The following is a 24,106-nucleotide window of genomic DNA, read 5'->3' as shown; positions in this document are numbered from 1 at the left end:
TGCCATCGCAGGTGAGCTTTTTCCTTCCGGAGCTCACCTGCATGCCTAGGTGCTTGTTATGAAGATCGCGATCATTGGAGCCGGCGTTGTAGGAGTCACCACAGCGTATATGCTCGCCAAGATTGGCCACGAAGTGAGCGTTTTCGATCGCGAACCTCGCGCCGCTATGGAGAGCAGCTTTGCGAATGGCGGACAGCTATCCTACGGCTTCGCTTCTCCGATGGGGACGCCAAGTCTGCTTGGCAAAGTCCCAAACATCTTGTTCGGGCGCGATCCAGCATTCCGGATGCCCTCTACGCTCTCTTTTGCATTCATGCGTTGGTCATTGCAGTTTTTGCGGCACTGCCAAGCCCGCCAGTCTCGCGCAGACGGGGCAGCACTCTCTGCGCTCGCGCATAGATCGGGCACCGTGTTCGAGGAAATTCTGGCCGATATCAATTTCGACTTCGGCCATCGCACCGCCAACAAGCTCGTCTTGCTCAAAAAGGAAAAGGATGTTCGCGATGCCGAACTGGAAATTGACCAGCCGCGCCGCGAAATTCTGACCTGGGACGCGTGCCTAGAACGCGAACCTGCGCTGCAGGGTTATAAGGGGGAAGCAGCAGGCGGATTGTGGATCCACGGCGACGCGGTCGGGGATGCAGCCCGGTTTTCCGAGCAAATGGTCAAGCATTGCGAAACCGGGTTTGGCGTGCGGTTTTTCTTCAATACTGACATCACAGACATAAACTCCCCGCGCCACGGACAGCATCAATTGGTCATGTCCACAGGCGAGAAAGAAAACTTCGACGCGATTGTTGTGTGTACGGGTGTGGCAGGCACACAATTCTTGCAACGCCTCGATATTCGTTTGCCGATCTATCCTGTCATGGGTTATTCGCTCACCGCGCCTTTGGGCTCCAACCCGCCTGAAGTTGCGATCACAGACGCCGGATATAAAATCGTTTTTTCTCGAATTGGGGATCAAATACGGATTGCTGGCTTTGCCGATTTTGGCATCGCGAGCGAGGAGCGTCGGCGCCAGCGTGTGCAAGATCTTATTCGAACGGTCCGCACCCTGATCCCTGACGTGGCCGATTATGCAAACCTGAAATCAACCTGGATCGGCGCGCGACCTGCGACGCCCAGCAGCCTGCCAATTGTCGGTCAATCTAAAGTTCCAGGCGTTTACTTGAATATGGGGCATGGCATGTTTGGCTGGACCCTGTCCGCCGGCGCCGCGCAAAGCCTCGCTGACACAATCGGACCCGCAACCCACGCCTCCCGCGCGGCATAAGAAGGATTTCAAATGATTAGATCATTCGCCCTCATCGCCCTCATGTTTGGGGCAGCGTGTACGCAATTTCCGATCGACAAAGCACCTGTCGAGATCCTCGAAGGTGACGTTTGCCAGACCGAGGCGTTTAAAGTCGACGCGGACTTTGCAGCGGCTAACATGGCATCTTGCAACGTGCTGACCGCAAATGCGATTGAGGTTCAGCTCAAGCCGGAAAATACTCCGATCAATGCCAGTCCTTGGTATGCTGTGCGATTGACTCCAAACCAGCCGGGCAGCGTCCGACTGATTTTGCAATATGACGAGCATCCTCATCGCTATCGGCCAAAGGTTAGCTATGATGGTGTGGCCTGGACAGTGGTTCCAAGCGACCGGGTCGATAATAAAGCTGCAGGCTATCGCGTGAGCCTTGATTTGGATCTCGATGATCGCCCACTTTTTGTATCGGCCCAAGAGCTGTTCACGAATGAAGCGCACGAGGCGTGGGCAAACGCCCAAGCGGCTAAACCATTTGTTGAGATGAGCGAGATTGGCGCTTCGATTGAAGGACGCTCAATTTCCATGATCGAAACCAAGGCTTCTATCGATGCGCCAAAGACCGTGATGCTGGTCGGACGCCAACATCCACCAGAAGTCACTGGGGCGCTCGCCATGGTCAGTTTTACGAACGAAATCTTGGGCGACTCTGAGCTCGCGCAGCGCTTCCGGCAACAGTTCGACCTCAAAATCATTCCAAACCTGAACCCAGATGGTGTCGAGCATGGCCATTGGCGGCACAATATGGCGGGCGTGGATTTAAACCGAGATTGGGGTCCGTTCACGCAGCCTGAAACGCAAGCCGCAAAATCTGTAGTCGATCAAATTGAAGCGCCGGGCCTCGCCCTGTTCTTGGATTTTCATTCGACGCGGAAGAATGTGTTCTACACCCAACCTGTTGGCGCCGATGGTACTGAGTATGGGTTCACCGCAGAATGGCTTCAGCGGGCACGCGCGAAACTTCCAGCCTATGCCTTTGATCGCCAAGGCGCCCATAATGTCGATTTGCCAACCTCCAAAACTTACATTTTTGAGGCATTCGACATTCCGGCAATCACCTACGAACTCGGCGACGAAACGGACCGCACAGAAATCGCCGAAACAGCGCGCATCTTTGCCCAAGAGATGATGACGCTCTTGCTCGAGCGCGAATAGTCAGCATGCGGATCCCTGCCCTTTTCGCTGCGGCCATGGTCGCCCTCTGCGGCTGCCAAGAGTCAGCCGATCCACCGACACTATATGACGTGCAGATCACAGGCGGTCTGGTCTTTGATGGCGTGTCCGAGACCGGCGTCTCCGCGGATGTCTTCATCCAAGACGACAAGATCTTATTCATCGGCGATGGCGAAGCCGCGAACCTTCAAGGCGAGATGATCATAGATGCAAGCGGACTGATCGTGGCGCCGGGCTTTATCGATCCGCATACCCACACGACCGCCGACGTTTTATTTGGAACAGATGCCAAAAAGCTGACCGGCTACCTCACTCAAGGGGTCACAACGGTAGTATCGGGCAATGATGGCGGCGGGCCGACCGATATTGCCGGATCCTTCCACGCGGTCGAGGCGCGCGGGGTTGGACCAAATTTTGCGCTGTTTACCGGGCACGGCTCGATCCGTGGCGAAGCGATGGGGCGAGACAATCGACCACCCTCGTCTGAGGAGCTGGCGCAGATGAAAGACGCGCTGCGGGCAGCTCTAGAGGCTGGCGCGCTGGGGCTTTCGACCGGGCTCTATTACGCGCCTGCTTCTTACGCTTCGACCGATGAAATCATTGAGCTTGCAAAAGTCGCGGCTGAATTTGGCGCGCTGTACGAGTCGCATATTCGCGATGAAAGCACGTATTCAATCGGTCTTTTAGGCGCGATTGAGGAAGCCATTGAGATCGGACGGCAAAGCGGTGCGCCGGTCCACATCGCTCATATTAAAGCGCTCGGAGTCGATGTTTGGGGCCAGAGCGAAGCGGTGATCGCCGCCATCGAAGCCGCGCAAGCCGACGACATAAAAATCTCCGCTGATCAGTACCCTTGGTCAGCGTCTGGCACGCGGATATCCAACGCCCTCATCCCTAATTGGGCCAAAGCCGATTCAGATGAGGCGATGTTTGAACGTTTGCGCGCCGCTGAAAACCAAGACCGCTTAAGAACCGAAATCGCAGAAAACTTGCGCCGAAGAGGCGGGCCAGATGCAATCCTTCTCGTCGCGCGCGCCGAAGGCCTACCAAGCCGAACCTTGACGGAAGAAGCGGCGGCTTTGGGTCTCGACCCGATTCAAGCCGCGATTGAAATCGTCCTAGGCGGCGATTCTCGGATCGCTTCATTCAATATGCAAGACCAAGACATTGAACAGTTCATGTCCCAGCCATGGGTGATGACCAGTTCTGATGGCACCAATGGGCACCCTCGAAAATTTGCAAGCTTTCCGCGCAAATATCGCACCTATGTGGTCGATAAGCAGGTTTTGTCTTTGGCCGAATTTATCAATCGTAGCACCAGCTTGACCGCGAACACGCTGCAACTTTGTCAGCGCGGCAAATTACAAGCGGGCTATTTTGCGGACGTGGTTGTGTTTGATCCAGAAACGTTCGGACCAGTCGCTGATTTTTCCAACCCAGCCGAGCTGTCGACCGGAATTGTTCATTTGTTCGTAAATGGCGCGCCCACCATCAAGGATGGTCGCGTCGCCTCTCACCTTAATGGCCGGCCCCTGCGCCGCGCTGATTGCTCTTAAAACGGAGACCCCAGAATGATCAAAGCTTGGTTTAAAATCACTCTGTGGAAGCGGATTCTCGGAGCCTTGGTTCTCGGACTCATCGCCGGTTTAATTTGGGGCGAAGGCGCCAACTCGATCCGCTGGATGGGCGATATCTTTGTGCGTTCAATCAGAATGCTGGTCGTTCCGCTAATCTTCACAACACTGGTGGCAGGCGTGGTTTCGATGGGAGATGCCCGGCGGCTCGGCTCGATCGGATTAAAGGCTTTCGCGCTCTATCTGGGTACAACCGCGATCGCGATCACGATTGGGTTGGTCTTTGGCACGATCCTACAGCCTGGCGTCGGCGTCGATTTGTCGGGCGCCGAGGCGCAGACCCTGACCACAGCCACGACGCTCGCTGAACGGCTGATCAATATGATTCCGATCAATCCAATCCAGGCGCTCGCCGAAGGCAATATTCTCGCCGTGATCATCTTTGCAATCTTGATCGGGATCGGGATCATCATGGTGGGCGATGAGGCCAAGGTTCTGAAAGACCTATTCAATGCTGGGTCCGAAGTGATGCTGAAGCTGACCTTTATCGTGATGGAACTCGCGCCGTTTGGTGTGTTCGCCTTGATCGCTTGGGTCGCCGGCACGCAAGGCGCGACCACATTGCTGAAAGTCGTAACACTCGCGGTTGCAGTCTATCTTGCCTGTATCGCTCATATTGTGATCGTGCAGTTCGGCATGGTGAAATTCCTCGCCCGGCTGCGCGTGTTGCCGTTTGCGCGCGGCGCTGTAGATCCGCAGCTTTTGGCCTATTCAACCTCTTCAAGTGCGGCGACGCTGCCGGCGACAATGGCCGCGGCGGAAGAGAATATGGGCATTGGCGTTCCCGTCCGCTCCTCCGTCCTGCCCTTGGGAGCGACGGTCAATATGGATGGCACGGCGCTTTATGTCGGGATCGTCGCGCTGTTCTCGGCGCAGGCGTTTGGGGTGCCGCTCGAGCTCAGCGACTATTTGATCATTGGCCTCACCACGACTTTGGTGTCGATCGGCACAGCCTCGGTGCCATCGGCATCCCTCTTCTTGTTGGCCGCGGTGCTGACTTCAATCGGGATTTCCGCCGAACAGACAGCCATTATTGTCGGCTTCATCCTCCCATTTGATCGCGTGCTCGACATGATGCGCACAGTGGTGAATGTTACAGGCGACCTCGCCGTCGCGACGGTGGTCGCGAAATCCGAAGGGGAGCTCGACGAGGAGACCTATAATGCTGCGCCTGATCTTTAGTGCCTTAGCGCTCGCGGTATCCCCTCTCGTCGCCGGATGCCAAACCACAGCTGAAGCGCCGGCTGAAGGATGGCTTTCGGGCCGTGTTGTCGATGTCTCAGGAGCGCCACTATCAGCGACGATCACAATCGGTGCGCAGGCCTATGAAACTGATGAACGAGGCCAGTTTTCGGTTTCTCCGCCTGAAGCTTTGGTGCAACGGCTCGAGATCGCGGCAGACGGTTATTATCCGATGCGGCACACTTTCAGTCGCGCCGAGCTGACAGATAATCCGCAGTTAGATGATGTGGTTTTGGTGGCAAAAAAACCTGGCCGCACGATGTTTGTTTTTGGCGGGGATGCGATGATCGGGCGGCGGTTTTACGCGCCTTTCGAAGGTGAGCCGGTCTTAGTGTCACCTGAGTCTGTGCTCGAGGATTCCAAAGCCTTATTGCAAGAGATGAAGCCCTATTTGTCACGCGCAGACTATGCCTCGATCAATCTCGAAACCCCGATCTTCGACACACCGCCTAGCGACCCAGCTCCGAAATTTGTGACCTTCTACTCAGCGCCGGAAACGCTCGAAGCCCTCGAATGGGCGGGCGTGGACTATGTCGCCTTGGGCAATAATCACGTCTATGATTTCCTTGAACCAGGCCTGGATGTGACACTCGATAACCTGCGTGAAAGCACGCTCGATTTCTCGGGCGCAGGCAAGACGGACACAGATGCTCTAAAGCCGTTTCGGCTACTGCGCGGGACCGATAGATTTGATTTTCTGAGCTATGTTGGATGGCCTGCTGGTCCGCCGAGCCAAAGCGCAGAAGCCGATAAAGGCGGCGCAGCACTCGGCACGACAGAGGCGCTTCTAGCGACCACAGAAACAAGCATCGGCGCAAACGGAATTCCGGTGCTGCAATTCCATGGCGGATTGGAATATGTCGAAGAGCCGACGCTCGCGATGGAAACCAAATTGAAACGTGCGGTCGATCGCGGGGCTGCCCTAGTGATTGCACATCATCCACACGTCGTTCAGGGCCTGGAGCTTTACCAAGGGAAGCTCATCGCTTGGTCGCTCGGCAATTTCCTGTTCGATCAATATTTCTATTCAGCGCAATCCGCAGCCCTGCTCTATGTCTGGATGGATGGCGATCAGTTCCACCATGCGGAAGCGGTGCCGATCTATATTAAAGGTTATCATCCGACGCCAGCGGTCGGGCCGATGCGGAATGCCATTAATCGTCGATTGTTCGACCTATCGGCGAAACGAAACACACACCTCGCGCGCTCTGGCGGTCATATGATCTTGTCGGCCGCCGGGGTCTGGCAGCATCCAACACCACAGTTCGATGTCGCAGTCGACTGCCAGAACGAGACGGCTCGGACCGGGCACGATTTGCTCGCGCGCGGTGACTTCGATGCTCATGATTTGTTTGGCGCACCAGATCGGTCTTGGCTCGATCTGGATGAACGGATTTCGATCGGAGCACAGTCGAGCGCCCTCTCCGGCTATTCCATGCGCATCAGGCTCGGTGCTGGAGAGACAATCACAACCGGCATGCGAAAGTTCCAGCGGGTCTTCACGCCAGGAAATCCGATGACGGTTCGCGGTGCGGTTCAATCATCCGCCGAGGCGGAAATCAAAGTCTACCTGCAAGTCCGTGCGACGGGACAAGGCCTGCAAGACGCATTGGACAACGGACAAAAGATATTCCTCGGCGAGGCCGTTCTCCCCCCGAATGAACCGGTCCAATTGGACTTAGACTTCGATAGCCCTAGAACACGGGCCCGCTCTATAAGGGTATTGCTAGAGGTGACCTCGCAAGGCGCCCCAACCGACACCACCCTTGACGATCTAGAATTGATTGAATGGAAAACGCCATTTCAAGCCGATGCTGGCCGATGTCCATCTCGGGCGAACGCTCGCTAGGCCTATCAGCTCACGTCAATAAATCGCGGATCGCACTGTCTAGATGAGACGGTGTTGTCGGTTTCTCAATGACACTTAGAAAGCCGGCGCTTAGGGCCCGTTCTTTCAAGGAATCTGAGTAGTATCCGGTGATCATAATCCCCGGCGTTTGGTCGTTCAGTTGCCGGGTGCGGCGCATCAGTTCGAGCCCGTCAATGCGGGGCATTTTATAATCGATCAGCAAACAGTCTCCACCATGCTGACCATTCATCAGCAGGAATTCCGTGCCATTGCGATAGGCGTCGATGTGAAAGCCGCGCGCCCGTAACAGCATGGTCATCGACCGGCGAACGTTCTCATCATCTTCCACAAGAACCAATCGAGACGGGGAAGCCTTTGAACTCTGTTGAAGCGTGGGGCGAGGATCAATCATATGTTAGGTCGTATCGCCCTATCGCCATATCGTCTCTAAGTAGTGTTCCCAGCATCAATCGGCACCAATGCCAGCCAAAAACGCAAATCTGAGGGCGCTGGAGAGGCTATCGGCTTGAAGCTTTTCCATCATGTGCGCGCGATGAATCTCAACCGTTCGGGGCGAGATCGAAAGGGCTTGCGCGATGCCTTTATTGGTGAGGCCATCGACCAGGCATTCTAACACTTGTCGCTCGCGCGGCGTCAGCTCGGTCAGCCGCGCCTTCGCCTCACGACTCCGCTTGTCGTCCGCGGTTTGATTATCGAGCAGATTGAAGGCGCTATCGATGGCGCCTACCAAGGCTTGTTTCTCATATGGCTTTTCCAGAAACTCGACCGCACCGCCTTTCATGGCCTCCACGGCGACCGGCACGTCGCCATGGCCTGTCAGAATGATGACGGGCATGTTGATCCCTCGATGGTTAAGCGCGCCTTGGACCGCCAAGCCGTCCATACCTGGCATCCGGACGTCTAGCAGAATACACCCTTCATGATCTTCCGAGACGCTATCGAGGAAGCTCATCCCATCAGGAAAAGTTTTCACTTTGAACCCAGCATGACGGAGCATGAAGCTCGCGGAATGGCGAATGGCTTCATCATCGTCGACCAGGAATACAGTACGGTCAGTCATCTCCGGAAGCTCCTTGATCTAGGCGAAGCGAGAATTTGAACGCCGCTCCGCCTTTGTCGGACGGCGCATACTCGATGACCGAGCCGTGCGCATCCATAATGGTTTGGCAAATCGAAAGTCCAAGCCCCATGCCGCCAGGTTTGGTGCTGTTGAACGCATCAAAGGGTGAGGACTCGTCGGCGCCCGGAATGCCCGGGCCATTGTCTTCGATCGTGATCTGCGCGAGCTCATCTTCGACGTGCGCTCCAACAAAGACTTGCGGGTTGGCGGTTTCAGACAGCGCTTCGATGGCGTTTCGGATCAAGTTCACAATCACTTGTCGAAGCTGCAAACGGTCCGCCAGGACAGGCGGAAAATCCTCTGGAATTTTAGCGATGACCCGCGCGAGCTGACCTTCGAATCCGACTTTGGCAAGCGAGGTTGCGTCTTCGACAACGTCGCGAAGATTGACGGGTCGCATATCTAACTCACCGCGCGAAACATAGTCTCGCAAGCGTCTAACGATCTGTCCGGCGCGGATCGATTGGGTTGCCGCCGCATCGAGCGCTTCTTGAATAAAGGCGAGCGTGTCGGCATCCGCATCATCGAGCAAATCGCGCGCAGCCTCCAGATAATTGGCCACAGCCGTGAGCGGCTGATTAAGCTCATGCGCCATGGCTGAGGCCATCGTTCCAACCGCGCTGAGCCGGGAAAAGTTTGCAAGCTCGACTTGCATTTGCGTCACCCGCAACGCATTGGCCTGCTGCTCCGACATGTCTCGTATATAGCCGGTAAACAGCCGTTGTCCGTCTATCTCAGCCTCACCGATTTTCAGCTCAACAGGAATCGAAGACCCGTCGGCAAGTTTGGCTTCGACAATTCGGCCTATGCCAATGATCTGTTTCTCACCCGTCGAGAGGTAATTTTTGATATACCGATCATGATGAGTCTCGTTCGCGCCCGTCATCAGCATCGAGACATTTTTTCCCGCGACCTCACTGGCCGTATAGCCGAACAGCCTTTCCGCTGCCGCGCTGAAGGCCAACATTTGACCTTGTTGATTGATCACGATCATCGCGTCCGGCACCGACGCCAAGACACTCCGCATCAATGGCTCAAGCGAGCGTCGGTCGGCTATTTGCCCGGTGGCGTCATTCAAGACGGGATGCTGATTATCTTCCATCAGCCACCCTTTGTAATGGGCGTCACGCATGGTTCAATCCATGTGACAAGCGACAGAGCGACGCTCTTTCATGATCTGGAAAAAAGCGAAGGCGGTCAGCGCTAAGCCGAGCAAAAATAGGTAACATCCCCAGCAATGAATTTGTTCAAATCCGTTCGCTTGTGCGAGCCCGATATTGAGGGTTTTCCCGGTGCAGGTCTGTAGAGACAATACCGGCGGCAGCGTGCCCAGATGCAGCCAAGTTTTCAGGCCTCCAACACCCATCATCAAAAGACCAAAAATAGCTTGAACAGGAATCGACATCGCGCGCTCCAATGCGTTGAGAATGGTGTCTTTCTACAAAGTGCGGCGGCGGCGCACATAGGGGAAATCCCTTATTCAGACACATCGCGGCCACGGATATCCATCGCTCTGACTGAAACCGCCCCGGTCGGGGACAATGGAAGGGCAGAGCGACGATGACGCAATTGGTCGGGTCCGTCAGACGCGGAAACAATACAAGCATACTCGCTGTGGGGGCGCTGGTTGGCGTCTTCCTCCTATTGGCGCTGCTAATGGCGAGCTTCGCACAAGACACGGGTATGGAAATTCAAGCGCTGACCTTTTTGGCGTTGGCTGGCGCCTTTCTGATCGGCACCGCGCTCTGGGCAGGTGGGTTGGTTGATCGCGACCCATTTGATGAAAGCGAATATGAAGACACATTGGTCAAATTCGGGACCGCCGCCGCGATGTTTTGGGGCTTGGCGGGACTTTTGGTCGGCGTGGTCATCGCGCTGCAGCTGACGTGGCCGAACTTATTCTATTTCCCCGAACTTGGCTGGACCAATTTCGGACGCCTAAGACCGCTGCACACCAGCGCGGTGATTTTTGCGTTTGGCGGTAACGTTCTCCTTGCCACAAGTTTCTATGTGGTACAGCGCACCTGCCGGACCCGGATCGCTGGTGGCATGTGGCCGTGGTTCGTGTTCTGGGGCTATCAGATTTTCATCGTGCTGGCCGCGACCGGCTATTTGCTCGGGATCACTCAATCAAAAGAATATGCTGAGCCAGAATGGTATGTCGATCTGTGGCTGACCTTGGTTTGGGTCGTCTATTTGCTCGTCTTTCTGGGCACGCTGTGGAAGCGCAAAGAGCCGCATATCTATGTCGCCAACTGGTTCTATCTGTCTTTCATTGTGACAATTGCGATGCTGCACATCGTCAACAATCTCTCCATTCCGGTTAGCCTGACGGGCTCTAAATCGGTGCAAGTTTTTGCCGGGGTGCAGGATGCGATGACGCAGTGGTGGTATGGCCATAATGCGGTCGGATTCTTCCTGACCACGGGCTTCCTGGCGATCATGTACTATTTCATACCGAAGCGCGTGAACCGGCCGGTTTACTCTTACCGCCTCTCCATCGTGCACTTCTGGTCACTGATCTTCATCTATATCTGGGCCGGGCCGCACCATTTGCATTACACAGCGCTGCCGCAATGGGCGCAGACTCTCGGCATGACCTTCTCGATCATGCTGTGGATGCCGAGCTGGGGCGGCATGATCAATGGTGTCATGACCCTGTCTGGCGCTTGGGATAAGCTCCGCACTGACCCGGTCGTTCGGATGATGGTCGTCTCGCTCGCCTTTTATGGCATGGCGACCTTTGAAGGCCCGCTCATGTCTGTGCGCGCGGTCAATTCGCTCAGCCACTATACCGAATGGGGCATTGGCCACGTGCATTCTGGTGCGCTCGGTTGGGTCGGCTATATCAGCTTCGGGGCGCTCTATTGCCTCGTGCCTTGGCTCTATAAGAAAAAAGGCCTGTTCTCGAAATCACTCGTCGAGTGGCACTTCTGGATCTCCACGATCGGCATCATTTTCTACATGATTTCCATGTGGTTCGCCGGGATCATGGAAGGCCTAATGTGGCGCGCTTATAATGAGTATGGCTTCCTCGAATATAGCTTCGTCGAGACCGTCGAGGCCAAGCATATCAGCTATATCATCCGGATGGTGGGCGGCCTCTTATACTTCAGCGGCGCCGCGATCATGGCCGATAATTTGATCCGCACAGCGCTCGGCCACGGCGAGGCAGAAGCCCTCGAGCCGACCGCCACTGACACTTACGCAAAACCTGAGCCGCGCGCTGCGTTGGCCCCAGCCGAATAGGGATCAGCACAATGGGACTGATGAACAATCACGGCGTCGTAGAACGTCACTCTTTGCTCCTCACCATCGGCATTCTGGTCGTGGTGTCGATTGGCGGGATCATCCAAATGGCGCCGCTTATGTATATGGACAACACGATCGAGAAAGTGGACGGCATGCGCCCGTACACACCGCTCGAACTAAAAGGCCGCGACATTTACATCCGCGAAGGGTGCTATGTCTGCCACAGCCAGATGGTGCGTCCGCTGCGCGATGAAGTAGAGCGCTATGGCCACTACTCACTGGCGGCCGAGAGCATGTATGATCACCCGTTCCAATGGGGCTCAAAGCGGACCGGTCCAGATCTCGCGCGTGTCGGCGGCAAATATTCTGCAGAATGGCAGGTGGACCATTTGGTTGATCCGCGCGCTCTGGTGCCAGAAAGCATCATGCCGCCATACGCCTTCTTGATGGATAAGAAGCTGAAATATGACGGCATTGAAGACCGCTTGCGGACTGAGCGCCTGGTCGGGGTTCCTTACTCTGATGAGATGATCGAGAATGCCAAAGGCCATATCCTCGCGCAGGCCGACCCGAATGATAAGGGCTTCGATTATTATGACAGCCTGATGGGGCTCTATGAAGCTGAAGCCGGTCGCGAAGGCACAGTCGAAGCCCGCGATTGGGATGGCAATCCAGACGAAATCACAGAGATGGACGCGCTGGTCGCTTACCTCCAGATGACCGGCACGCTGGTCGACTTCTCAACCTACCAAGCTGATGACCTCAGCAATCGGCGATAGGGGGACACAGCGATGTACGAACACCTCGCAAGCTTCGCGCAAACCGGCGGCCTCATCTATTTCGTGCTGATGTTCTTGAGCGCGCTCACCTATGCGCTCTGGCCCCGCAATCAAGAAACTTTCGATGCTGCGGCACGGATGCCGCTCGAAGATGGAGGCCCGCACAATGGCCAATGAAATCAAAGACATTGACGATCATAGCGGCGTCGAGACCACCGGTCATAGCTGGGATGGCATCAAGGAGCTGAACAATCCCCTGCCCCGTTGGTGGCTGTTCGTTTGGTACGGCACAATTGTTTGGGCTGTGATCTATATGATTTTCATGCCCGCGATTCCGGCTTTGCCTGGCCTCGGCACAAACACAGCCGGGCTGCGCAATCACTCCGACCGCGATCTGGTCGCTGAAGCCGTTGCGGATTTGAAAACCGCGCGCGTGGAACAATCCGCCACTTTGCTGGAAGCTTCGCTGGAAGAGATAGAAACAGATCGCGAGCTACAGCAATTCGCCCTTGCGATGGGTGAAAGCCTGTTCGGAGACAATTGCGCGACGTGTCATGGCGCTGGTGGACGCGGCGCGGTTGGCTATCCGATCCTAGCCGATGATGTTTGGCTGTGGGACGGTACGCTCGATGGGATCGAATACACGTTGCGCCACGGCATTCGGCATGAAGACGATGATGCCACGCGCTTCTCTTTGATGCCGTCTTTTGGACGAGACGGCTTGCTCTCAAGTGAGCAGATTGATGGCCTGACCCATTATGTATTGCGCGTGTCTGGCCAAGACTTTGACGCCGGGCTCGCCGACAGTGTCGCGGAGCTTTATCAGCAGCAATGCGCGAGCTGCCACGGCGCGGATGCGACTGGCGACCGCCTCCAAGGCGCCCCCAATCTGACTGATCAAGAATGGCTGTTTGGGAGCACTGAAGCTGCGATCTATAATACGATCTATAACGCTCGGAACTCGCATATGCCTGCTTGGCAGGACCGGTTAGACGATGCCTCGATCAAAGCGCTGGCGGTCTATGTCCACACATTGGGCGGGGGCGAATAGGCCGACGCGCCATGGGACAGACGACGCTCAATATGCACCCCTCTGCGGGCCAAGGCGGACCAACCCCGCCACCACCGCAAGACCTCTATGCCAAGCGCCAGCAAATCTATCCAAAGCTGGCGCATGGCAAGTTTCGACTTGTAAAATGGGTGGTGATGGCGGTCACTTTGGGCGTGTACTACCTCCTGCCCTGGCTGCGCTGGGACCGTGGCGAAGGCATCCCAAACCAAGCGGTTCTGGCGGATTTTGAAAGCGAGAAGTTCTATTTCTTCTTCATCGAGATTTGGCCGCAGGACATCCATTTCCTAGCCGGATTGTTAATCTTAGCCTCACTGGCCCTGTTCCTGGTGACCTCCCTACTTGGGCGGGTCTGGTGCGGCTATACCTGCCCTCAAACGGTGTGGACCGATCTTTATATTTGGGTCGAACGCGCCTTTGAGGGCGACCGGGCGGCCCGCATGCGACTCGATCATGCGCCTTGGAGTTTCAACAAAGCCTGGCGCAAACTTGGCAAACACACGATTTGGCTCGTTATCGCGTTTTGGACCGGCGGCGCGTTCATTCTCTACTGGCATGATGCGCCAACTGTCGCGCGCGGTTGGTTCACAGGCGAAGCGCCGCTCTCGGCCTATTGGTTCGCGGCGATCCTCACCATGACCACTTACTTTTTGGCGGGGTGGATGCGTGAACAAGTCTGCACCTATATGTGTCCCTGGCCACGGATCCAGGGCGCGCTGACTGACGAGCATGCCCTGAACGTCACCTATCGCTATGATCGCGGCGAACCGCGCGGACCGAAGCGTAAATCTGAAAGCTGGGACGAACGCGGCGATTGCATTGATTGCGATCAATGCGTGCAAGTTTGCCCGGTCGGGATCGATATTCGCAACGGGCCGCAGCTTGAGTGCATTCATTGCGCGCTTTGCATCGATGCGTGCGATCAGATGATGACCAAGATTGGGCGCCCGACGGGACTAATCGCCTATGACACTGATGTGGCGGTGGCGGCACGCGCCAATCATCAAACACCTCCAAAATATCGTGTCCTACGCACCCGGACGGTGCTCTACGCGCTCCTCATCTCCGGGATCGGGATCTTGATGGTTTGGGGCCTTGCGACCAAAGCCACGATTGAAGCGAATGTGCTGAAAGACCGCTCACCGCCTTTCGTGCAATTGTCCAATGGTGACGTGCAGAACGGCTATACGTTGAAGCTGGTCAACAAGCTCTCGGAGCCGAGGGTGATGGAAGTCACAATCAGCGGAATTGATGGTTTGGCCTTCTCAGTCATTGGGTTTGATCATGAGGGCGACGCGCCGATTGAGCTGCCTGTCGAAGCGTTCGGCGTCGATCGTTATCGCATCCTCATCAGTGCGCCGCCTGGCACGCCGCAACGCCAAATTACGATCTCCGTCCGCGACATCGAAACCGGTGAAACAGACACCAATCGTGCATCCTTTAGAGGACCAAACTGATGATCCAAGCCGATACCAATCTCGAGATTGAACGCCCTGGAAAAGAGCTCAAGGGCTGGCACGTTTTGCTGATCATGCTCGGCTTCTTCGGCGTCATGTTTGCCGTGAATGGGGTCTTTCTATTCCACGCAATCACCAGCTTCCCCGGCGAAGACATCAAGAAATCGTATGTCCAAGGCCTAACCTACAATGACACACTCGCCGAGCGCGCCGCCCAGGCAGACCTCGGTTGGCGAGCGGAGGCAGGCGTTAGGGACGGTCAGCTGATTGTTCGGCTCCACGATGCTGATGATCAGCCATTGTCGAACCAGCTCGTGATTGGAGAGTTGCGACGCCTAGCCACGCATCAAGATGATCAAGTCCTGACGTTTCAGCCTAAAATAAGCGGCGAATACGCCGTCGAGACGGGACCAATGGCCGCCGGTCAGTGGTTGCTTCGTGTTAGCGTTCTCGATGCCGGCGGTGAAGACGTTTTGTTCCGGGTTGAGAAAACGCTGTTAATGCCATGAGCTCGGTTGCTGAAACCGCCTCCTCCGGGTGCCCGTCTGGGCTCGCGCCCCCCTCGACATCGCTGGCCGGGGATTTGTCGGCTTTTGTGCGCGAGAAAAAAGGACTTAAGACGCTCACGCTGTCTGTCCGCGGCGCAAAATGTGGCGGCTGCCTATCAAAGATCGAACGCGAAGTTGGCACGATTGCTGGCGTGCAGCAGGCGCGCATGAACCTATCAAACGGCAAGCTCGTCGTCGACTGGACGGGCCATACGTCCGCCGGTGAGATCGCTGATACCGTCTCGGCGCTCGGTTATGGCGTCTCTGCATTTTCAGAAGACCAATCTGCGAAAGCGGCAAAATCTGAAGAGCGCAGCCTCTTAATCTCGATGGGCGTTGCCGCCTTTGCGCTCGCCAATATCATGCTCCTATCTGTCTCGGTTTGGGGCGGGCATGGCGAGATGGGCGAGCAGACGCGCACGGCCTTGCACGGTATTTCTGGCCTTATCGCGTTGCCGGTCCTTCTGTTTAGCGGGCGGCACTTTTTTCAGTCCGCCTACGCCGCGCTTCGGCATGGGCATGCCAACATGGATGTCCCTATCTCTTTGGCGCTGACCTTAGCATTTGGGGTGAGCGTTTGGGAGACCATGACTGGCGGCACCCACGCCTATTTTGATGCCAGCGTCATGCTCCTGTGCTTTTTGTTAATCGGGCGCTTCCTTGACGCGAGGCTCCGCCGGCAGACACAAGCTGCGGCACATGAATTGGCGGCTTTGCAAAATCGCTCTCTCAACCGCCTCGATCACAACGGTCAAGTTGAAGCGGTCCGCGCCGACCAAGTTGAAAAGGGCGATATGGTTTTGCTCGCAGCTGGCGAACGGGCGGTGATTGATCTCAAGATCACAAGCGGCCAGAGCGGCATTGATGAGAGCCTGGTCAGCGGTGAGAGCCTGCCCCGCCTGATTGGGCAAGGCGAAACGCTCTATGCCGGTAGCCTCAATCTCGATCAGCCGCTCACGGGTGAGGCGCTTGGCCCTGCGTCTGACTCGCTACTGTCGCAAATCGCGGACATGCTGGAAGCGGGCGAGCAAAAACGCGCGCGCTATCGGCAAATCGCAGACAAAGCGGTCAGCCTTTATGTGCCCTTCGTCCACACCACCGCGGCGCTGGCGTTTCTTGCTTGGATCCTGCTTGGCGCGAGCGTCCATCACGCCGTTCTGATCGCGGTCTCGACGCTCATCATCACCTGCCCCTGCGCGCTTGCTTTGGCGGCGCCGGTGGCTCAAGTCGTCGCGTCTGGGCATTTGTTTAAACGCGGGATCTTTCTACGCTCTGGAGATGCGCTCGAGCGGTTCGCGGAGGTCGACTATGTCGTGCTGGATAAGACCGGTACGCTGACGCTCGGCACGCCGCGTCTGGTCTCAGACCATGGCGGCGAGCTGGTCCTCGCCGCTCAATTGGCCCGCGCCAGCCGGCACCCGCTCTCTCGAGCGATCGTTGCCAGTGTGGGCCCCGGCGCCATCGCCAATGAGGTCAAAGAATATCCAGGTCTTGGAGTCGAGGGCGTTATTGATGACCAGCGCTATCGGCTCGGATCAGCCGAGTGGGTCGGCGCGGCAAAGAACGACGCGTCAGACGGCCCTTCGCTTTGGTTTGCCGCCCCAGATGCGCCGCCGATATTGTTTCGCTTTGAAGACCAATTGCAAACAGACGCCAAAGCCACGCTTGACGCTTTTAGACAAGCTGGATTGGGCGTGGAAATTCTCTCCGGAGACCGCGAAGAAGCGGTTGAAAGAATTGCCGCAAGCCTCGCCATCGACACTTGGCGAGCGGAAGTTTCCCCGACCGGGAAAGCCGAACGTCTGAAGGCGCTCAGCGCGTCTGGCAAAAAGGTGCTCATGGTCGGGGACGGATTGAATGATGCCGGCGCGCTGGCGCTCGCGCACGCCTCGCTCGCCCCAGGCGGAGCCATGGATATCTCGCAATCAGCTTCAGACGCGGTCTATTCCGGCGGTTTAAGCGCGCTGAAAACCGTGCTCAGCGTGTCCAAGAAAACCAAAACGGTGATGCTCCAGAACTTCGCGCTTGCGGCGCTTTACAATTGCATCGCGGTGCCGATCGCTGTGACGGGTCACGTCACGCCGCTGATCGCGGCTATCGCCATGTCAGCCTCCTCTCTGATCGTCACCCTCAACGCCCTGCGAATTAATCGGAGCCGCGCATGCATATCATCGTCTATTTGATCCCTGTCGCTTTGGGGCTTGGCCTGCTCGGACTAGGTGCGTTTTTGTGGTCGGTGGCCACCGATCAATATGATGATTTAGATGGCGCCGCGCACCGTATTCTGATCGACGATGACACGCCGCTTTAATACGGATCAAATCTTTCAGAATAGATCATATCCAGCCGCCAATGACACTCAGGAATGTCCCTGATACAGCGGCAAAGCACGGCTTCCTAAATTTGAATTAGAACAAAGCATAGGAGGCTATTCATGTCCGTTACCGTCGCGCTTGGTGGCCATGCCGCAACCATCCACCCCGCCATCGAAACTGCCATTCAATTCGCCAAAAAATTGGGCACAAAACTGGATGGTTTTTGCGCCCTGCCAGACCCTTCCAATGCCGCTGTCGATATCACCGGCGCGGAGACCGTGGTCCTCGGCTCAACAGCCATCGCGTCGATGGTGGAAGCGCAAAAGGTACTGGTTCAGGATTTGAGTGCGGCGTTTAAGAAACAAACCAACGCGCATGGCGCTTGGCTGCAAGCAAGTTTTGAAAAGCAAGTCGGTTCGGTGGCGCTACACGGCGCGGCCCATGCTGCGCTTGCGGATGTATTTGTGGTCCCAAAAGAGGCAACGCAATCCAGCCATTCCCTCAACCCTGTTTTTGAACACGTCTTGATGGAAACCCGGCTGCCTTTGGTCTTGGCACCAAGCCAGACAAAAGACAGCGACACATGCCTCATCGCTTGGGATGGAAGCCCTCTTTCCGCCCGCGCGGTCCGTATGCACATGCCGCTCATTTCCAGTTTCAAAACCGTGATCGTCGCGGAGAATGCAGAGAAGGTCCGCCATCAATGGGCGAATGCATGCGAAGGATCAGCCGAACGCTTAACAGAGCTATTGCATGAGCAGCGACTAAACGTCGAGCGCGTGAGCCTTGAAGGGCCAGTGTCGGACGCGCTGTTAGATGCTTGCGATGCTCACAATGTCTCACTGGCGGTCATGGGCGCTTACGGTCACACACGGATCGGGCAAATGCTGTTCGGCGGCACGACCAGCAAAATGCTGCGCGCTGAGACAGCTCCAGCGCTCGCGCTGTGTCATTGATGGAGAGCGACAGTCTGTTTTTTAGATCAATCCTGACAGATGGTTTTGCGCGTTCAGATTAAAATGAGTGTGCCGTACAAATGCACGAATACTATTCTAAGTTCGCCCCTCAAGGATCGCCCACAATCAGAAGATTACGCCAGGTTAATCTGCTCACTCGTCCGCGAAGACGCGTGATCGCGCAATAGCATTGCTGGGATCGCGTCCCCTGTCGATACCCGTCAATGCGCGGTGCGCGTAAATTTATGGAAGTTTGCAACATCACGTTGCCCATCCACGTTCCAAACCACCAAAACTTGAGAATATTTAGCGGTCAATCAATCGTACATTTGAACGATTTCAACGAATAATTTGGCCAGGCACGGGTTGCGTCGTAGGCTAGTCGACTGGTCGCGTGACGATCAATTCATTGATGCGATTGGCCTTCTGCTTGGCGAACAAGACATTGTGGAGATACCAAACTTCACCATCTGCCAGCGTGATCTCTATGTCGCCCGTTACGACCAGGCCAAGCATTCTGTGACGCAGGAAATCATCTTTCAAATACCGGCAGCGGGCATTCGCTCCGCTTTCGGCTCGATCGCCGCTGCCCCAAAAGACCCGTTCGCGAACTTGTCCGGGGGCAATCTCATAGAATTTCACTTTGTCGAATCCGAAGATCATGATCGCCCACATCAGAAAAACGGTAATTCCGACGAACCAGTAGAAGGCCGGGCTCATCCGAATATCGAGACCGCCAATAAAGGCGGCGATTGGACCGGAAAGATTGGCCATGGCCAGCAAGATCCCGCCAATCGCTAAGATCAGCCCCAATATCACGGAATTCGCGCCGCGAAGTTTGACCGTGGTTGAGAAGATCACAAACACTAAAACGAAGACAAATGCCTGCCCTTGAACGCGCGCCGCCGCCTCAGTTCCTTCGCCAGAGACAAACATAGAGAGCAATCCAAAAATCAAACCCAGTCCCCAAATCGGCCACCAATAGAGAATGGGAGAATGGGTATAGACTTTCAGTTCAGAAAGCTGGTTGAGCGCGTCTTGCACGCTGCTTTGTTCCGGCGTTGGGGGCGCGGCTGGTGCGGCTGCAGGTTGAGCTGCTGGCGTCGGTGTCTCGGACATGCAGTGTCCCTCCGTCTGTGCGCACGAGCTTAGCAGCCTGCCCGACGAAGAGGAACTGAAATTTTAAAACAAAGCCTGAGCGACTAAGCGGTTTCGTCTTCGCTTGTATTGCGGCGCAATTGCTGCTGCTGAAGCGCCATAAGCGCCATACCCCGGAACAGCGTTCCACGATCTTCAGACGGTTTATAGCTCAGACGCTTATACATCGTGACCATGCCCTGGCAGATCTCTTGCGGCACGCCTTTAGAGCGTTTCTTTGAGCGCTTATCGGCATTGGCCAGATGTGACATCATCTGATCCACAGAAGGTTCGAGCGTCGCGACGTTCATCATCCAATTGGTGATTTCATTACGGGACGCGGCGCGCCGGTTTGCCACGGTTTGAGGCGCCCCCAACAGTTCCACGATCAGCTTGGTTTCGCGCTTACGCAAATCGTTCGGAAAATCTTTGACATGTTCGAGCTCTTCGCCATTGGCCAAACGCTCGCAATCTTTCGCATTCTCTTGCTCGATATGTTCGAACGTTGCGATCATGATTGAGATCATCTCTTTGACGTCTTCATCACTCGCTACGCGCGACAGTTGCAGCAATTCATTGTTCAACTGTTTGCGCATATGGCGGCCCGCCAAATATCCAGCCTCGCGCGCGGTTCGGCCGCGGCTATATTCGCGGAAGGCGTGACGCCGAAAATCACCGTACATTTCTGGACGGCGGTCCTTCAGAACGACGAACATTTGCCCATAGAGGTCGCCGCTTTCGGCGAGCTGGCTGACTTCAGCATCGAACGCGGCAGGATCGATTGGCTCGCTTCCGCATGCGGCCAAGCCAATCAGGCCAAGCGCGAGAAACGAAGCTTTGATGCGGTGACGAAAAGTCATGCTGACCTCTAATTCCAAAGACGATGCTGTTGGGCTTGCTTTAACCCATGGTTCTCGGCACCTTGGCAGAATGACCTTAATTTCGTGATAAGCGAGGCCCTATGTTTCAACTGAATTCGGTAATAAGCGCGCTAGCTCTAACCACACTCACCGTCGCGTGCACGGCTCCAAGCTCCACAGAAACTGGTGAATCCGATCCGGCTGTTGGACGTGTTGAGAGCACCGCAGAACTCACCCGAGCCCCGATTGAAATCACCGCCAATATGCCGACGGCGGGCACCAATCTGATCGATCTCTACACCTATCTCCACACCAATCCGGAACTTTCGTTCAAGGAGGTCAAGAGCTCGGCGATATTGGCGAATGAATTAGAAAGCCTCGGCTTTGAGGTTGCCACAGGCCTGGGCGACACTTGGACTCGCGAGAAGTCCATGCGTGACAATGGCGTGGTGAGAGACGGCGTTGGCGGATATGGCGTTGTCGGCGTGTTCGAGAATGGCGACGGCCCGACCGTGCTTATTCGCGCCGATATGGATGCCCTGCCGCTAACCGAACGCACGGGCGTGCCACATGCCTCAACCGTAATCGACGAAACTTGGACAGGGGTGACCAATGGTGTGATGCATGCCTGCGGGCACGATATCCACATGACCAGCTGGGTCGGCACCGCGCGCAATCTGATCGCGGCGAAAGATGACTGGTCAGGCACATTGATCATGATCGCGCAACCAGCTGAAGAGCTCGGCAATGGCGCTAAAGCGATGATTGCGGACGGTCTGTTCGAGCGCTTCCCCCTGCCTGACTACAATCTTGCGCTACATGTCTCTGCCAGCCTGCCATCCGGCACAATCGGCTATGCCCCAGGCTATGCGATGGCGAATGTCGACAGTGTCGATATCACGGTCAAAGGCGTCGGCGGCCATGGCGCCTATCCGCACACAACCAAGGACCCGGTCGTAATCGGGGCAGCCATTGTTACCGCCGTGCAAACCCTGGTGTCGCGGAACGTGAGCCCGCAGACCCCGGCCGTCGTCACAGTCGGATCGTTCCAGGCGGGCGCAAAGCACAATATCATCTCTGACGAAGCCAAACTGCTCCTCACCGTGCGTTCTTATGATGAGGAAACACGAACCATCCTTTTGGAAGGGATTGAACGGATCGCGAAAGCCCAAGCCATGGCCTTTGGCGCGCCGGAACCTGAGATCTTCAACGAGCCCGACTACACGCCTTCGATCTATAATGATCCTGATCTGTCAGCGAACGTCTCAGCCGCGATCGCCGACCAGATTGGCAGCGACAATGTCAAACAAGTCCCCCCCGTGATGGGCGGCGAAGACTTTAGCCAATATGGGCGGACCGACGCGAAAGTACCTGGTTTGCTCTATTGGGTAGGTGCCGTCGAGCCAGATCGCTGGGCCGCAGCGCAAGATGGTGCCCTCGCTTTGCCGTCGCTGCACTCACCATTCTTCGCCCCCGATTATGAAGCCACGATCGAAACCGGGGTGACCAGTATGACGACCGCGGCGCTGGCTTTGTTTGAACAACCATAAAGCGCGCACCCACCAGCCGAGTTCCCGTGGCGACACCCCTGGCGCGTCTGAATTTGGCCACTAGGTCTTAAGTGAAACAGTCTTCAGGGAGCGCCTCATGGATGTCAGCACCGCGATTAAGCAACGGATTTCAACGCGAGCTTTTCTCGACACACCCTTGCCCGAAGCCGACGTCAAACAATGGCTGACCGACGCCCAACGCTCGCCGTCTGGTGGTAATCTACAACCCTGGCGCGTCATCGCTTTAACGGGCGACGCCAAGCAGGAAGTCGTGGATCTGGCTGCAGCGAAGCTGGCGGAAAACCCGTGCGGTGAGCCGACCGATTACCCAATTTATCCTGAATACATCTCTGACGCCCAAAACGCACGACGCCGCGCCGTCGGCGAAGACATGTACGGAAAAATCGGCATTCCCCGCGAAGACAAAATGGGGCGGATGATGTGGTTTGCGCGGAACTATCAATTCTTCAACGCGCCGCTCGCCCTGTTCATCGTCATGGACGAACGCGTTGGCCATGGCCAATGGGGGCATACCGGCATGTTCATGCAAACGCTTTGTTTATTGGCCGAAGAACGCGGCTGGGGCACCTGTATGCAAGAATGCTGGGGCATCCTCCGCCCAAGCCTGAAAGCCCATCTCGGCCTTGGCGAACACGAAATGGTCTGGTGCGGCATCGCCGTCGGGCACCCTGACAAAGCGGATCCTGTGAATTCGCTCTACACGGATCGCGCTGGCTTAGACGAGTTTGCAGAGCTGCGAGGCTTTTAGGGGCTTCGCGAAGGTGGCGGCAGGGCTCATCTTAAAACGCTGCGCGTATGATTGCTTTCTGTATCAGAGCGCACATCGGGGTCGCACCACAGCCATCCTGCAATCCTGGGATGTGTGCTTACGTCTAACATAGACGAAGGGGATGATTATGAACATAAAGCAGATAGCGCTCACTGTTGCGTTTTGGGGTTTCGCGATTTTGTGTCTGATCGTCGTTAATATGATCCATAATCACCCTGAAGCTTTAAGCGATATGGGCATCTTTCAACCCGCTGGGGACGTCGCTCAGTCACTTGTAAATGAAACTGGCAAGTGGACGGCAACGTTCATAATTTTTGCCACGGTTGGAATTTTGTTCGTTGTGTCACACATTATTTTCGAGGCTGAAAAGGGCGAGTGATCGACATTGCCTGCCGCGGACTATGTGTTTCGGGTTGCGAAGTCTTGCGCGCAGGCGGCAATCCGATCTACCGTAAGCATTAATCGAACGCTTCACGAGACCGGGGGATATTTGTGAAACACCTTTTGTTATCAGCAATCATGGGGGTCGCGTGCGCACCATGGGCAACAGCAGAAATTGAGTGGGATGAAATTCCTGGCGCCCAGGCGGATGCCTATGCGATTGGCAAAGCTCAGAAAACGGGCATTTTGAGTCAACGCGAAATTCTGTTCTGCAAAGCCCATTGGGAAGGGTATTCTGAAGCTGTTTCCGAACAAGAGATGTATCGGCTATTTCCTCCATTGACGGCAGAATTTGTGCATGGCGCCGTCGACTATTGGGCGGCGAAGCTCGAAATATCCGATTATGACGCCGAGCTGGAAATTGCAGACGCCGCATATTACGCGCTCATCCATATTGGACCGTCCGCGGAAGACAAAGTCGAAGCTGCTAGAAAATTGGGGCCGTGTGCGCCAGGCGACTAAGCTCGCACAACAAGACCGCGCCTCATCGCAGGAAGACAGCACCACCGTATCGCGCGTCCGCTTATGACCCGAAGAAGACGCACCAGGCAGCTCTTCAAGCGCGCTAACCTGATCGCTCAGCGCTTATCGCTCAGAAAAA

At 56.0% G+C, this 24,106-nt stretch carries 24 protein-coding genes; 18 read left to right on the top strand and 6 right to left on the bottom strand.

The features are described 5' to 3' along the window. The first annotated feature begins 58 nt into the window (after positions 1 to 58). Genes MY069_RS15130 through MY069_RS15110 form a run of 5 tightly spaced genes read left to right on the top strand, consistent with a single transcriptional unit; the run spans position 59 to position 7,210 of the window. The gene (locus MY069_RS15130; protein WP_482794622.1) at positions 59 to 1,276 is read left to right on the top strand and encodes an FAD-dependent oxidoreductase; all 1,218 of its coding nucleotides are present in this window, start codon (positions 59 to 61) and stop codon (positions 1,274 to 1,276) included. A gap of 12 nt (positions 1,277 to 1,288) precedes the next feature. Continuing rightward, complete coding sequence (locus MY069_RS15125) at positions 1,289 to 2,467, top strand: M14 family metallopeptidase (protein ID WP_482794621.1); 1,179 nt, start codon at positions 1,289 to 1,291, stop codon at positions 2,465 to 2,467. Positions 2,468 to 2,472: 5 nt separating this feature from the next. Further along, positions 2,473 to 4,041, top strand: coding sequence for an N-acyl-D-amino-acid deacylase family protein (locus MY069_RS15120; protein ID WP_482794620.1), 1,569 nt, complete (start codon positions 2,473 to 2,475; stop codon positions 4,039 to 4,041). 15 nt (positions 4,042 to 4,056) lie between these two features. Next, positions 4,057 to 5,301: a dicarboxylate/amino acid:cation symporter gene (locus tag MY069_RS15115; RefSeq protein ID WP_482794619.1), complete on the top strand. Its 1,245-nt coding sequence runs from the start codon at positions 4,057 to 4,059 to the stop codon at positions 5,299 to 5,301. Next, entirely contained in the window at positions 5,282 to 7,210 is a 1,929-nt protein-coding gene (locus MY069_RS15110) for a CapA family protein (RefSeq protein WP_482794618.1), read from the top strand. Before MY069_RS15115 ends, MY069_RS15110 begins: the two co-directional genes overlap by 20 nt. A gap of 10 nt (positions 7,211 to 7,220) precedes the next feature. Here the strand turns inward: MY069_RS15110 and MY069_RS15105 are convergent, their stop codons facing one another. From MY069_RS15105 to MY069_RS15090, 4 genes are read right to left on the bottom strand one after another with little or no spacing between them, the layout of a single operon-like run. Beyond that, a complete protein-coding gene (locus MY069_RS15105; protein WP_482794617.1) occupies positions 7,221 to 7,622 on the bottom strand; it encodes a response regulator in 402 nt (133 codons plus the stop codon). 54 nt (positions 7,623 to 7,676) lie between these two features. Beyond that, entirely contained in the window at positions 7,677 to 8,291 is a 615-nt protein-coding gene (locus MY069_RS15100; protein WP_482794616.1) for a response regulator transcription factor, read from the bottom strand. Then, positions 8,284 to 9,483 carry a two-component system sensor histidine kinase NtrB gene (locus MY069_RS15095; protein WP_482794615.1) on the bottom strand — a complete coding sequence of 400 codons (1,200 nt, stop codon included), beginning with the start codon at positions 9,481 to 9,483 and terminating at the stop codon, positions 8,284 to 8,286. The genes MY069_RS15100 and MY069_RS15095 overlap by 8 nt, the downstream gene beginning before the upstream one ends. 3 nt (positions 9,484 to 9,486) lie before the next feature. Continuing rightward, entirely contained in the window at positions 9,487 to 9,756 is a 270-nt protein-coding gene (locus MY069_RS15090) for a hypothetical protein (protein WP_482794614.1), read from the bottom strand. Between the two features lie 155 nt (positions 9,757 to 9,911). On the opposite strand from MY069_RS15090, the gene ccoN reads away from it, so the two are divergent. The 9 genes from ccoN (at position 9,912) to MY069_RS15045 (ending at position 18,727) form a co-directional block, all read left to right on the top strand. Further along, positions 9,912 to 11,600 (top strand): cytochrome-c oxidase, cbb3-type subunit I, encoded by a 1,689-nt coding sequence (ccoN, locus tag MY069_RS15085; RefSeq protein ID WP_482794613.1) that lies wholly within the window; start codon positions 9,912 to 9,914, stop codon positions 11,598 to 11,600. A gap of 11 nt (positions 11,601 to 11,611) precedes the next feature. Then, positions 11,612 to 12,382: a cytochrome-c oxidase, cbb3-type subunit II gene (gene ccoO, locus MY069_RS15080; protein ID WP_482794612.1), complete on the top strand. Its 771-nt coding sequence runs from the start codon at positions 11,612 to 11,614 to the stop codon at positions 12,380 to 12,382. 12 nt (positions 12,383 to 12,394) lie between these two features. Next, complete coding sequence (locus MY069_RS15075) at positions 12,395 to 12,559, top strand: cbb3-type cytochrome c oxidase subunit 3 (RefSeq protein ID WP_482794611.1); 165 nt, start codon at positions 12,395 to 12,397, stop codon at positions 12,557 to 12,559. Further along, positions 12,549 to 13,433 carry a cytochrome-c oxidase, cbb3-type subunit III gene (gene ccoP / locus MY069_RS15070; RefSeq protein ID WP_482794610.1) on the top strand — a complete coding sequence of 295 codons (885 nt, stop codon included), beginning with the start codon at positions 12,549 to 12,551 and terminating at the stop codon, positions 13,431 to 13,433. Before MY069_RS15075 ends, ccoP begins: the two co-directional genes overlap by 11 nt. Positions 13,434 to 13,444: 11 nt before the next feature. Continuing rightward, the gene (ccoG, locus tag MY069_RS15065; RefSeq protein ID WP_482794609.1) at positions 13,445 to 14,908 is read left to right on the top strand and encodes a cytochrome c oxidase accessory protein CcoG; all 1,464 of its coding nucleotides are present in this window, start codon (positions 13,445 to 13,447) and stop codon (positions 14,906 to 14,908) included. Then, positions 14,908 to 15,417 (top strand): FixH family protein, encoded by a 510-nt coding sequence (locus tag MY069_RS15060; protein WP_482794608.1) that lies wholly within the window; start codon positions 14,908 to 14,910, stop codon positions 15,415 to 15,417. Before ccoG ends, MY069_RS15060 begins: the two co-directional genes overlap by 1 nt. Next, the gene (locus tag MY069_RS15055; RefSeq protein ID WP_482794607.1) at positions 15,414 to 17,639 is read left to right on the top strand and encodes a heavy metal translocating P-type ATPase; all 2,226 of its coding nucleotides are present in this window, start codon (positions 15,414 to 15,416) and stop codon (positions 17,637 to 17,639) included. The genes MY069_RS15060 and MY069_RS15055 overlap by 4 nt, the downstream gene beginning before the upstream one ends. Then, positions 17,618 to 17,767, top strand: a complete 150-nt coding sequence (gene ccoS, locus MY069_RS15050; RefSeq protein ID WP_482794606.1) for a cbb3-type cytochrome oxidase assembly protein CcoS — start codon at positions 17,618 to 17,620, stop codon at positions 17,765 to 17,767. Before MY069_RS15055 ends, ccoS begins: the two co-directional genes overlap by 22 nt. A gap of 123 nt (positions 17,768 to 17,890) precedes the next feature. Beyond that, positions 17,891 to 18,727 carry a universal stress protein gene (locus tag MY069_RS15045; protein WP_482794605.1) on the top strand — a complete coding sequence of 279 codons (837 nt, stop codon included), beginning with the start codon at positions 17,891 to 17,893 and terminating at the stop codon, positions 18,725 to 18,727. Positions 18,728 to 19,105: 378 nt separating this feature from the next. On the opposite strand, the gene MY069_RS15040 is transcribed toward MY069_RS15045, so the two are convergent. Next, complete coding sequence (locus MY069_RS15040; protein ID WP_482794604.1) at positions 19,106 to 19,846, bottom strand: hypothetical protein; 741 nt, start codon at positions 19,844 to 19,846, stop codon at positions 19,106 to 19,108. A gap of 83 nt (positions 19,847 to 19,929) precedes the next feature. Continuing rightward, complete coding sequence (locus MY069_RS15035) at positions 19,930 to 20,724, bottom strand: hypothetical protein (RefSeq protein WP_482794603.1); 795 nt, start codon at positions 20,722 to 20,724, stop codon at positions 19,930 to 19,932. Positions 20,725 to 20,825: 101 nt separating this feature from the next. Here MY069_RS15035 and MY069_RS15030 point away from each other — a divergent pair, with 101 nt between their 5' ends. From MY069_RS15030 to MY069_RS15015, 4 genes are all read left to right on the top strand, one after another. After that, complete coding sequence (locus tag MY069_RS15030; protein ID WP_482794602.1) at positions 20,826 to 22,274, top strand: amidohydrolase; 1,449 nt, start codon at positions 20,826 to 20,828, stop codon at positions 22,272 to 22,274. 97 nt (positions 22,275 to 22,371) lie between these two features. After that, positions 22,372 to 23,043: a nitroreductase gene (locus tag MY069_RS15025; protein WP_482794601.1), complete on the top strand. Its 672-nt coding sequence runs from the start codon at positions 22,372 to 22,374 to the stop codon at positions 23,041 to 23,043. A 148-nt stretch (positions 23,044 to 23,191) separates the two neighbouring features. Beyond that, complete coding sequence (locus MY069_RS15020; protein WP_482794600.1) at positions 23,192 to 23,443, top strand: hypothetical protein; 252 nt, start codon at positions 23,192 to 23,194, stop codon at positions 23,441 to 23,443. Between the two features lie 113 nt (positions 23,444 to 23,556). After that, on the top strand, positions 23,557 to 23,967 hold the full coding sequence (locus MY069_RS15015) for a hypothetical protein (protein WP_482794599.1): 411 nt from the start codon (positions 23,557 to 23,559) through the stop codon (positions 23,965 to 23,967). Positions 23,968 to 24,106 lie beyond the last annotated feature (139 nt).

This window comes from Hyphomonas sp. ske169, assembly GCF_056850855.1.
This window is presented reverse-complemented; position numbering and strand designations above follow the sequence as displayed.

Excerpts from the sequence above, each read along its gene's own strand:
- MY069_RS15100 (WP_482794616.1), bottom strand. The coding sequence starts at position 8,291 with ATGACTGACCGTACTGTATTCCTGGTCGACGATGATGAAGCCATTCGC.
- MY069_RS15075 (WP_482794611.1), top strand. The coding sequence starts at position 12,395 with ATGTACGAACACCTCGCAAGCTTCGCGCAAACCGGCGGCCTCATCTAT.
- MY069_RS15060 (WP_482794608.1), top strand. The coding sequence starts at position 14,908 with ATGATCCAAGCCGATACCAATCTCGAGATTGAACGCCCTGGAAAAGAG.
- MY069_RS15055 (WP_482794607.1), top strand. The coding sequence starts at position 15,414 with ATGAGCTCGGTTGCTGAAACCGCCTCCTCCGGGTGCCCGTCTGGGCTC.
- MY069_RS15125 (WP_482794621.1), top strand. The coding sequence starts at position 1,289 with ATGATTAGATCATTCGCCCTCATCGCCCTCATGTTTGGGGCAGCGTGT.
- MY069_RS15020 (WP_482794600.1), top strand. The coding sequence starts at position 23,192 with ATGAACATAAAGCAGATAGCGCTCACTGTTGCGTTTTGGGGTTTCGCG.
- ccoP (WP_482794610.1), top strand. The coding sequence starts at position 12,549 with ATGGCCAATGAAATCAAAGACATTGACGATCATAGCGGCGTCGAGACC.
- MY069_RS15090 (WP_482794614.1), bottom strand. The coding sequence starts at position 9,756 with ATGTCGATTCCTGTTCAAGCTATTTTTGGTCTTTTGATGATGGGTGTT.
- ccoG (WP_482794609.1), top strand. The coding sequence starts at position 13,445 with ATGGGACAGACGACGCTCAATATGCACCCCTCTGCGGGCCAAGGCGGA.
- MY069_RS15110 (WP_482794618.1), top strand. The coding sequence starts at position 5,282 with ATGCTGCGCCTGATCTTTAGTGCCTTAGCGCTCGCGGTATCCCCTCTC.
- MY069_RS15105 (WP_482794617.1), bottom strand. The coding sequence starts at position 7,622 with ATGATTGATCCTCGCCCCACGCTTCAACAGAGTTCAAAGGCTTCCCCG.
- MY069_RS15040 (WP_482794604.1), bottom strand. The coding sequence starts at position 19,846 with ATGTCCGAGACACCGACGCCAGCAGCTCAACCTGCAGCCGCACCAGCC.
- MY069_RS15045 (WP_482794605.1), top strand. The coding sequence starts at position 17,891 with ATGTCCGTTACCGTCGCGCTTGGTGGCCATGCCGCAACCATCCACCCC.
- MY069_RS15035 (WP_482794603.1), bottom strand. The coding sequence starts at position 20,724 with ATGACTTTTCGTCACCGCATCAAAGCTTCGTTTCTCGCGCTTGGCCTG.
- MY069_RS15130 (WP_482794622.1), top strand. The coding sequence starts at position 59 with ATGAAGATCGCGATCATTGGAGCCGGCGTTGTAGGAGTCACCACAGCG.
- MY069_RS15120 (WP_482794620.1), top strand. The coding sequence starts at position 2,473 with ATGCGGATCCCTGCCCTTTTCGCTGCGGCCATGGTCGCCCTCTGCGGC.
- ccoN (WP_482794613.1), top strand. The coding sequence starts at position 9,912 with ATGACGCAATTGGTCGGGTCCGTCAGACGCGGAAACAATACAAGCATA.
- MY069_RS15030 (WP_482794602.1), top strand. The coding sequence starts at position 20,826 with ATGTTTCAACTGAATTCGGTAATAAGCGCGCTAGCTCTAACCACACTC.
- MY069_RS15095 (WP_482794615.1), bottom strand. The coding sequence starts at position 9,483 with ATGCGTGACGCCCATTACAAAGGGTGGCTGATGGAAGATAATCAGCAT.
- MY069_RS15115 (WP_482794619.1), top strand. The coding sequence starts at position 4,057 with ATGATCAAAGCTTGGTTTAAAATCACTCTGTGGAAGCGGATTCTCGGA.
- ccoO (WP_482794612.1), top strand. The coding sequence starts at position 11,612 with ATGGGACTGATGAACAATCACGGCGTCGTAGAACGTCACTCTTTGCTC.
- MY069_RS15025 (WP_482794601.1), top strand. The coding sequence starts at position 22,372 with ATGGATGTCAGCACCGCGATTAAGCAACGGATTTCAACGCGAGCTTTT.
- ccoS (WP_482794606.1), top strand. The coding sequence starts at position 17,618 with ATGCATATCATCGTCTATTTGATCCCTGTCGCTTTGGGGCTTGGCCTG.